At 73.6% G+C, this 9,307-nt stretch carries 8 protein-coding genes; 1 reads left to right on the top strand and 7 read right to left on the bottom strand.

Annotated elements, in window-relative coordinates:
* The 4 genes from AXW62_RS37965 to nsdA all read right to left on the bottom strand — a co-directional run.
* The coding region (locus tag AXW62_RS37965; protein WP_174556477.1) for a [protein-PII] uridylyltransferase family protein at positions 1 to 999 on the bottom strand (999 nt) is incomplete at its 3' end.
* A 65-nt stretch (positions 1,000 to 1,064) separates the two neighbouring features.
* Entirely contained in the window at positions 1,065 to 1,403 is a 339-nt protein-coding gene (locus AXW62_RS37960) for a P-II family nitrogen regulator (protein ID WP_060948376.1), read from the bottom strand.
* Positions 1,400 to 2,698 carry an ammonium transporter gene (locus AXW62_RS37955; protein WP_060948375.1) on the bottom strand — a complete coding sequence of 433 codons (1,299 nt, stop codon included), beginning with the start codon at positions 2,696 to 2,698 and terminating at the stop codon, positions 1,400 to 1,402. Before AXW62_RS37955 ends, AXW62_RS37960 begins: the two co-directional genes overlap by 4 nt.
* A 206-nt stretch (positions 2,699 to 2,904) precedes the next feature.
* Positions 2,905 to 4,404 (bottom strand): transcriptional repressor NsdA, encoded by a 1,500-nt coding sequence (nsdA, locus tag AXW62_RS37950; RefSeq protein WP_037646859.1) that lies wholly within the window; start codon positions 4,402 to 4,404, stop codon positions 2,905 to 2,907.
* A gap of 466 nt (positions 4,405 to 4,870) precedes the next feature.
* Here nsdA and AXW62_RS37945 point away from each other — a divergent pair, with 466 nt between their 5' ends.
* Positions 4,871 to 5,545: a bifunctional DNA primase/polymerase gene (locus AXW62_RS37945; RefSeq protein WP_060948374.1), complete on the top strand. Its 675-nt coding sequence runs from the start codon at positions 4,871 to 4,873 to the stop codon at positions 5,543 to 5,545.
* A gap of 90 nt (positions 5,546 to 5,635) precedes the next feature.
* Here AXW62_RS37945 and ftsY read toward each other — a convergent pair whose 3' ends face one another.
* The 3 genes from ftsY to AXW62_RS37930 all read right to left on the bottom strand — a co-directional run.
* Positions 5,636 to 6,856: a signal recognition particle-docking protein FtsY gene (gene ftsY, locus AXW62_RS37940; RefSeq protein ID WP_060948373.1), complete on the bottom strand. Its 1,221-nt coding sequence runs from the start codon at positions 6,854 to 6,856 to the stop codon at positions 5,636 to 5,638.
* Between the two features lie 34 nt (positions 6,857 to 6,890).
* Positions 6,891 to 7,559 carry a response regulator gene (locus AXW62_RS37935; RefSeq protein WP_060948372.1) on the bottom strand — a complete coding sequence of 223 codons (669 nt, stop codon included), beginning with the start codon at positions 7,557 to 7,559 and terminating at the stop codon, positions 6,891 to 6,893.
* Positions 7,556 to 9,307, bottom strand: a 1,752-nt coding sequence (locus AXW62_RS37930) for a sensor histidine kinase (RefSeq protein ID WP_060948371.1), incomplete at its 5' end; no start/stop codon positions are given. The genes AXW62_RS37935 and AXW62_RS37930, both read right to left, overlap by 4 nt.

Below are 9,307 nucleotides of genomic sequence, written 5' to 3'. Positions count from 1 at the left end.
CTCCCCGTCCGTACCGCGTCCGGCGCCCGAGCGGCCCCCGGCCCGCCCGCCGCGGCCGCCGAGCAGTCCGCGCAGCCGCGGCCGGGCGGTCGAGCGGGCGCGCAGCACCCGCTCGACCTCGCGCCAGGTGACGTCGCTCGCGTAGGAGATGGTGCGGGCGGATTCGTAGATCTGGCGCAGCAGGGCGTCGGCGTCCAGCAGTCCGAGGGCCTCCGCGACCTGGTCCTGTTCCTGGAGCGCGAGGCGGTCGGTGGCGCGGCCGGTGGACAGATGGAGCGCGTCGCGGGCGTCCAGCAGCCGGCGCCGCGCGTCGTCGAGGCCCTCGCGGGGCGCGTCGGCGAGCCAGGAGGCGGCGATGGCGCGCAGCGCGGTGGCGTCGCGGAGCCCGCCGCGGGCTTCCTTCAGATCGGGTTCGAGCAGGAACTGCAGCTCGCCGTGGCGTTCGGCGCGCTCCTGGCCCAGCTCACGGAGCTCGGGCAGCCGCCCCGGGGCCTGGGCCCGCCAGTCGGCGAGGACGGCGGTGCGCAGCTCGGCGCTGAGCGCCGCGTCGCCCGCGATGTGGCGGGCGTCGAGCAGGCCGAGCTGGACCTTGAGGTCCTCGGCGGCGGTGCTCCGGGCCTCGTCCAGGGTGCGCACGGAGTGGTCGAGAGCGAGGCCCATGTCCCACACGGGGTACCAGACGTGGTCGGCGAGCGCGGCGAGGGCCGGGCGGTCGGCGGAGCCGTCGTGCAGCAGCAGCACATCGAGGTCGCTGCGCGGGGAGAGTTCGCCGCGCCCGTAGCCGCCGACCGCCACCAGGGCGACGCCCCGGCCGATCCCCGCGGTCTCCGCGCCGCCGGTGAGCAGCGCGGCCAGCCACTGGTCGGTGAGTTCGGCCAGGGCGGAACGGCGCGGCGGCCCGGACCGCGACCCCTCCCGGAGGAGTCGCAGCCGGGCCGCCGCGTAGCCGCCGGGCCCCGAGTCGGCGGTGTCGGTCGTGGTCTCGAGGCTTTCCGTCAACTCGGCTCCCTGTCGGCGTACGGCCGTACCGCCGTACGGCTGGTTGTCCGGATCGTGGCGGGCCCTCAGAGGGCGTCCGGGCCGCGCTCGCCGGTGCGGACCCGGACCGCGGTGTCGACGGGGACGCTCCAGACCTTGCCGTCCCCGATCTTTCCGGTGCGGGCGGCCTTGACCACGACGTCGACGAGGTCATCGGCGTCGTCGTCCTCGACCAGCACCTCGATGCGCACCTTGGGCACCAGGTCGACGGTGTACTCCGCGCCCCGGTAGACCTCGGTGTGGCCGCGCTGACGGCCGTAGCCACTGGCCTCGGTGACGGTCAGGCCCTGGACGCCGAACGCCTGAAGCGCTTCCTTGATCTCGTCGAGCCGGTGCGGCTTCACTACCGCGGTGATGAGCTTCACGCGTCCACCTTCTTGTTGTGCGGCTTCTGCGGCGCGGTGGCGCCGGTCGCGGCCTGGCCAGTGGCGGGCACCGTACTACGGGGCGATGCGCCGACCGCGCTGAAGTCGTAGGCGGTCTCGGCGTGGTACGCCTGGTCGACGCCGCCGATCTCGTCGTCCTCACTGGCCCGGAGCCCGATGGTGACGTCGATGAGCTTGGCGAGGACCCAGGAGACGGCGAAGGAGTAGATCAGCACCGTGAAGGCGCCGAGCGCCTGCCTGCCCAGCTGGGCCGCGCCGCCGACGCCGCCGGTGGCGAGGACGCCGACCAGGAGGGTGCCCAGGACACCGCCGACCAGGTGCACCCCGACCACGTCGAGTGAGTCGTCGAAGCCCAGCTTGTACTTGAGGCTGACGGCCCAGGAGCAGACGACACCGGCGACCAGGCCGATCACGATGGCGCCCCAGGCGTTCACGGCCGCGCCGGAGGGGGTGATGGCGACCAGGCCGGCGACCGCGCCGGAGGCGGCGCCCAGCGTGGTGAACGCGCCGTGCCGGACGCGCTCGTAGGCGAGCCAGCCGAGCATCGCGACACCGGTGGCGATCTGGGTGTTGAAGGCCATGTTGGCGGCGGTCGCGTTGGCGGCGAGGGCGGAGCCGGCGTTGAAGCCGAACCAGCCGAACCACAGCAGTCCGGAGCCGAGCATCACCAGCGGCAGGTTGTGCGGCCGCATCGGGTCCTTCTTGAAGCCGATGCGCTTGCCGAGCACCAGGGCCACGGCCAGGCCCGCGGCGCCCGCGTTGATGTGGACCGCCGTACCGCCCGCGAAGTCGATGACGTCCTTCTTGAACAGCCAGCCCTCGGCCTGCCAGACCCAGTGGGCGACCGGGAAGTAGACGATCGTGGCCCACAGGGTGATGAACAGGGTCCAGGCGCCGAACTTGACGCGGTCGGCGACGGCTCCGCTGATCAGCGCGGGGGTGAGCACCGCGAACATCAACTGGAAGAACGCGAAGGCCAGGACCGGGATCGCGGCGGGCTTGTCGCCCCACAGCGAGGTCGGCTCGATGCCCTTGAAGCCGATGTGGTCCAGGTTGCCGAGCAGCCCGCCCCCGATGTCGTCGCCGAAGGTGAGCGAGTAGCCGAACAGCACCCACAACAGCGAGATGACGCCGAGCGAGATGAAGGACATCATCAGCATGTTGAGGGCGCTCTTCACCCGCACCATGCCGCCGTAGAAGAAGGCCAGGCCGGGGGTCATCAGCATCACGAGCGCGGCGCTGATCAATACGAACGTGGTATTTGCGCCATTCAATGTGGACGTCTCCTCGAAACGACGGCCCGTGCGGGCAGGACATCGGGGGCCGGTATTCGCTTCGAGGTTGGCGCAGGGCCGTTTCAGTCGATGCCACCCGATGTTTCGCCGCCGTGACGAAGGGCGCCGGGGTGTTACACGCCGATGAACCGCGGTTCGGCGGGCGAGGCCCTCCGTTACCGTGTCGCAACCGGCGCGGGGGCCGCTCAGACGGCCCGGCCGGGCCCCGTCGTGTCGGGGGTGTCGGGCATCGCGGTGGCCAGCCGCTCGCCGAGAGCGGCGATCTCCGGCACATCGCCGAACTGGCGCACCGCCGTGTCCACGGTCTTGCGCAGCCGGTTGTTGACCCGCTCCGAGCGGATCCGGGTGGCGAGCGGCAGCGCCTCATGGGCGGCCGCGGCGGCCTGCTCGGGCTCCTTCTGGAGGAGGTGGACGGTGGCCATGCCGATCAGGTTGAGCGCATACGAACGCTGGGGGCCGCCGTCCTTCTCCGCCTCCTGGCCGAAGAGCCGCACGGCCCTGCGCATCACCGGGTCGGCCAGCTTGGCGTAGGTGGGGCTGCGGCCGGCGACATAGGCGAGATCGCGGTAGGAGTGGGCGTTCTCCGCGTTGAGCTCGGCCTCGGAGAAGAAGCGGATCCAGTCGGGATCGCCATCGCCCTTGGCGCATTCGGCGAAGGTGTCCTCGGCCATCTTCACGGCGCGGTGGCATTTGCTGGGCTGGCCCATGTTGGCGTAGGCGCGGGCCTCCATCGCATACAGCATGGCCTGGGTGCGCGGGGTGGCGCTCTCCCGGCTGCCGTACTGCGCGAGGTGGATCAGCTCCAGCGCGTCGTCGGGCCGCCCGACGTGGATCATCTGGCGGCTCATGCTGGAGAGGACGTAGGAGCCGAGGGGGCGGTCACCGGATTCCTTGGCGGCGTGCAGCGCCAGCACGAAGTACTTCTGCGCGGTGGGCTGGAGCCCGATGTCGTAGCTCATCCACCCGGCGAGCTCGGCGAGCTCGCCCGCCACCTTGAACAGCCGCCGGGTGACCGCCTCCGGATGCGGCTCCTGGAGCAGATCGGTGACCTCGTGCAACTGGCCGACCACCGCCTTGCGGCGCAGCCCGCCACCGCACTGGGCGTCCCAGGTGCGGAACATCACGATGGTGGACTCCAGCAGCTCCAGCTCGGGCTCGGAGAGCCGGGAGACCCGGCGCGTGCGCCCGCCGTCCGCCGCCCTGGCGCCGCCGGGCTGTCCGCTCGGCGAGGGCACCAGCCAGCGCTGCATCGGCTCGATGAGGGCGGGGCCGGCGGCCAGCGAGAGGGAGGTGCCGAGGAAGCCGCGGCGGGCGAGCATCAGATCGCTGCGGGAGAACTCGCCGATCAGCGCGACCGTTTCGGGACCGGCCCAGGGGAGGTCCACCCCGGACACGGACGGTGACCGGTGGACGGAGCGCAGCCCGAGGTCCTCGATGCCGACCACGCAGCCGAAGCGCTCGGAGAACAGCTCGGAGAGGATGTGCGGAATCGGCTCCCGGGGCTGCTCGCCGTCCAGCCAGCGGCGCACCCGCGAGGTGTCCGTACTGATGTGGTGGGCGCCTAACTGCCGTGCTCTGCGGTTGACTTGGCGCGCCAGCTCCCCTTTCGACCAGCCGCTGCGCACGAACCACGACCCCAATTGCGCATTGGGGCGCTTCCCAGCACCGCCGCCGCCGTCGCCCACCGGAACGCCCCCATCCCACGAATCTTCCCGGACCGCCACCAGAATGCCTTCTGTCACGGTCAGTTGTCCCCGCGATACGGCCCATCAACCGTCCGGACGGCGAACCGCCTCATGCCAGTGGCATGTACCGATCCGTACTCCGCCCATCGTCAGCTCACATTCGAGCGAGCGCCACTTCCAGGGGACTGCGCACTGAAAGTAATCCTACGATCACGCCCCCTGCGAGGCGATTCCCGAAAACGCCACCATTCGCCACCCCTTCGAATGAACCCGGTCGCCGCTTCCCACGATTCACTTGACACCGGGGCGACGGGAGCGGGTGAAGAGATGCGCGTGGGGGCGCGTGAGTCGCGCCTCACCACCTCCGCCACATCGGAGCGCACCGCCGCCGCACCACATCGACGACGGAGCGTCATGACCGTGCTCCGGCTCGTAACCATCGAGAGCGGGACCCGTTGGAGGGGGCATGGGCTTCACGATCGGCGGCATCCGGGACATGCGGTCCGGCTCACGGCGCCGCGGCCGTCCGTCCGAGACCACGACGGTGGCGGAGTACACCGGTCTGTGGGGCTGGGACGTGGTGCCGGGCGCACGGGCGACGCGCGGCCCTGGGGGCGGCGGACACACCTGTTCATGCGGTGCGCGCGACTGCCCCTCCCCCGGCGCGCACCCCCTCTCCTTCGCCTCCGGCGTCCCGGCGGGCGCCACCCTGGACGCCGCCGCGGCCGCGTGGGAGCAGGTCCCGGGGGCGGCCGTACTGCTGGCGGTGGGCCGCTCGTTCGACGTCCTGGAGGTCGCGGAGTACGCGGGTCGCCATGCGCTGGTCCGGCTGGAGCGGATGGGGCTGCCCCTCGGCCCGGTGGCCGTCACCCCGGACGGGCGCGCCCAGTTCTTCGTCGCCCCCGGGGCCGCCGCCGAGCTCCCCGAGCTGCTGTACCGCATGGGCTGGGACGACGCCGACCTCGATCTGCGCTGCCTGGGTCCGGGCGACCACATCACCGCCCCGCCCTCCGACCTCGGCGGCCTGGGACCGGTGCGCTGGCTGCGCCCGCCCGCCCTGGACACGGCGGGCCGCCCGCCGCACGCCCGGCTGGTCCTGGGCACCCTCGCCTATCTGAGCCATCGGGCCGCCGGGGCCTGAAGGCGGCTCGCCCGGTACGCGAACGCCGGACGGGCCGGGAGTCATCCCCGGCCCGTCCGGCGCGATACGGGTGTTCCCCCACCACGGGCCTCAGCCGCCGATCAGCGCGTCGACGAATGCCTCCGGCTCGAACGGCGCCAGATCGTCCGCGCCCTCGCCCAGCCCCACCAGCTTGACCGGGACGTTCAGCTCGCGCTGGACCGCGACCACGATGCCGCCCTTGGCGGTGCCGTCCAGCTTGGTCAGCACGATGCCGGTGATGTCCACGACCTCGGCGAAGACCCGCGCCTGCACCAGGCCGTTCTGGCCGGTGGTGGCGTCCAGGACGAGCAGCACCTCGTCCACCGCGCCGTGCTTCTCCACGACCCGCTTGACCTTGCCCAGCTCGTCCATCAGACCGGTCTTGGTGTGCAGCCGCCCGGCGGTGTCGATCAGGACGACGTCCGCGCTCTCGGCGATGCCCTCCTTCACCGCGTCGAAGGCGACCGACGCGGGATCGCCGGCCTCCGGCCCCCGGACCGTACGGGCGCCGACCCGCTCGCCCCACGTCTGCAGCTGGTCGGCGGCGGCGGCGCGGAAGGTGTCGGCCGCGCCGAGCACCACGGACTTGCCGTCGGCGACGAGCACCCGGGCGAGCTTGCCGGTCGTGGTGGTCTTACCGGTGCCGTTGACGCCGACGACCATGACGACGCCCGGCTTCTCCTCGCCGTTCGCCCCCACACCGCTCTCGGTGTGCACCGAACGGTCGGCCTCGGTGCCGATGAGGTGCAGCAGCTCCTCGCGCAGCAGACCGCGCAGTTCCTCGGGGGTACGGGTGCCGAGCACCTTGACCCGCTCCCGCAGCCGCTCGACCAGCTCCTGGGTCGGCGCCACACCGACGTCGGCGGTCAGCAGCGTGTCCTCGATCTCCTCCCAGGTGTCGTCGTCCAGGTGCTCCCGGGACAGCAGGGTCAGCAGCCCCTTGCCCAGGGTGGTCTGGGAGCGGGACAGCCGGGCACGCAGCCGCACCAGCCGGCCGGCGGTCGGCTCTGGCACCTCCAGCGGCGGGACCTCGGGCGCTTCGGGGGCGGGCGCCTCCGCGGTGGCGGCCGGGGCCCCCGGAAGGTCCACCTCCTCGATGGTTCTGCGTGGTTCCTCACGCGGGGTTTCGGCCTCCTCGCCGACCTGCGGTTCGGCGGGCGGCGCGGTGACAGTGGGGCTGCTCGGCGGGGGCGGGGGCAGCCGCTTCTTCTTGCGGCCGCTGATCACGAGCCCGCTGATCGCGGCGACCGCGACCACAGCGATGACTACGGCAAGGATGAGGTATTCCATAACGCCCCCAGTATCAGCCACGAGGAGGGGCGAGTCATTCGCCTCCCAGCCCGGCCTGCCGGGCCCGCACGATCGCCTGGGCACGGTCGTGCACCTGGAGCTTGGCGAAGATCGAGCCGACGTGGTTGCGCACGGTCTTGTCGGTGACCACCAGCCGCTGGGCGATCTGCCGGTAGCCGAGTCCCGCCGCGAGCAGGTCCAGCACCTCGCGCTCCCGGGCGGTCAGGGTGGGGAACGCCTCCTTGGCGGACGCCGAGCCGGAGGCGCCCAGCAGCGCCCCGAGCCGTTCGGCCACCTGCGGGCCGAACACCGCGCCGCCGCGCGCCACCGTGTGGAGCGCGCGCAGGATCTCGTCCCGGCCCGCGCCCTTGAGCAGATAGCCCCGGGCCCCGGCGCGCACGGCGGCCAGCAGGCTGTCGTCGTCCTCCGACATCGTCATGACCAGCACCCGGGTCCCGGGGTGATCGCACAGGATCCGCCGGGTCGCCTCCAGACCCGACCGGCCGGGCAGTCCGAGATCCATGACGACCAGGTCCGGACCGGTGCGCACGGCCTCGGCCACCGCCCCGTCCGCGCAGGCCGCCTGGCCGACGACGGCGAACGCGTCGTCGAGGTTGACGGCGGCGGCCAGGCCCTCACGGAAGAGGGGGTGGTCGTCCACCAGCAGTACCCGCCACGGCGGAGGTTCCGCGACCGCTGTCACCCCGTGGTCCTCTCCTCGGGTCCCGCCGCCGCGTGCTCCGGCCTCCGCGACGCGAGGAGCGCCCGGCACGCCTCGTGCCCGAGGGGCTTCCGGCGCTCCTCGGGGTTGCCGTGCTCGCCGGGTCCGGCGAGCGGCAGCACCGCGTGCACCACCGTGCCCGTCTCCGACCCGGACACCGAGCAGGAGCCGCCGATCTCCTCGGCCCGTTCGGTGACCGAGGCGAGACCGACCCCGGGCACCGCGGTCTCGCGCAGCCCGCTCCCGTCGTCGGTGACCTTCACCTCGAGGGTGTCCGGTCCCGCCGTGAGCTCGACGCCCACCTGGCGCGCCCGCGCGTGTCGTACGGCGTTGGTCAGCGACTCCGCCGCGATCCGGTACGCGGCCGTCTCGACGCCGGGCGACAGCGGGGGCAGTGCGGCGGGGCGGCTGGCCACGCTCACCCGCAGCCCGTCGACGCCCAGCCGGTGCGCCAGGTCCCGGACCGCGCCGGCCAGTCCGCGCTCGGCCAGCGCGGCCGGGGCCAGGCCCGCGGTGATCCGCCGCACCTCGACCAGGGCCTCGGCGAGCGTCTCGGCGGCCTCGCGCAGCTGCGGGGTGGCGGGGTGGCCGGGCGGACAGGAGGTCTGCGCGATGTCCAGGCGCAGCCTTACGGCGGCCAGCTGCGGGCCGAGTCCGTCGTGGATCTCCCGGCGCAGCCGGCGGCGCTCCTGTTCCCGGGCGAGCACCAGCCGCTCCCGGGCGGCCTGGGCCTCCTCGGCCAGGCGCAGCGCGGCGAGCGCGGGGGCGGCCTGGTCGGCGAGGAGGGAGAGCAGTCCGCCGTCGCGCTCCGCCGGGGTGCCGAAGCCGTCGCGGGAGACCTCGAGGCGGCCGACGGTACGGCCGTGGTGGCGCAGCGGATACGTCTGGACCGGGCCGGTCAGCGGGGCCCCGGCGGAGGCCAGCCGCCGGGGCCCCGCGCGGGTGTCGACGCTGACGGCGGCGCCCGAGACGCCCAGGTCCTCCACGGCGCTGCGGCAGATCTGCTGGGGCACCTCCCCGGGGTGCGGGGCCTGCTGGAGGCGGACGGCGAGGGCGCTCACGGCTTCGTGCGGGCGGGCCCGGGGGCCGTAGAAGGCGCGCTCGACGCAGCGGGTGAGCCGGCGGGCGCTCGGCCGCAGCCCCCAGCCGAGCACCAGGGCGCAGCCGGCGGTGACGGTGGTGACCCCGCTCCGCACGGAGGGCAGTGCGGCCTGGACGGCGAAGACCGTGCAGACCACCACGGCGGCCAGGGAGGTGAGCACGACGACCCGGGCGAGGCGGTGGCTGGTGGAGCGGTCCAGCCGCCAGATACCGGTACGGGCGACGCCGAGGCAGATCGCGGCGGCCCAGACGGCGCTGCCGGCTGTACGGGCCACGATCGTGGGCACGCCCTCGCCCCACTGGGACAACAGGAGCGAGACACAGGCGGGATAGGCGACGGCGAGCAGCGCCCAGTCGCGCCGCTCGGCGCCGCGGGAGACGGCGGCGCGGCAGCACAGGGCGGCGGTGACGGCCACCGCGACGGTGCGCAGCACCCAGGGTTCGGCCTCGGCGTAGGCGTCGAGGTGGTCGAAGGCCCACTGGCCGGCCGCGGTGGTGAACGCCGGGTTGGGCACGGAGCCCACCAGGGGCTCGCTGATCAGCCACAGCACCGCGTACCCCAGCCAGTAGCCGGACGCGCACGCGCTGATCGCCCACCACTGCCGGCGCCGCGCCCCGCGCCGCGGGGT

Origin of the sequence: Streptomyces hygroscopicus subsp. hygroscopicus (assembly GCF_001553455.1) — a bacterium.
GTDB classification, from domain to species: Bacteria; Actinomycetota; Actinomycetes; order Streptomycetales; family Streptomycetaceae; genus Streptomyces; species Streptomyces hygroscopicus.
The sequence above is the reverse complement of the archived record's forward strand: the minus strand, read 5'-3'. Positions and strand labels throughout refer to the sequence as shown.

Excerpts from the sequence above, each read along its gene's own strand:
- AXW62_RS37945 (WP_060948374.1), top strand. The coding sequence starts at position 4,871 with ATGGGCTTCACGATCGGCGGCATCCGGGACATGCGGTCCGGCTCACGG.
- ftsY (WP_060948373.1), bottom strand. The coding sequence starts at position 6,856 with ATGGAATACCTCATCCTTGCCGTAGTCATCGCTGTGGTCGCGGTCGCC.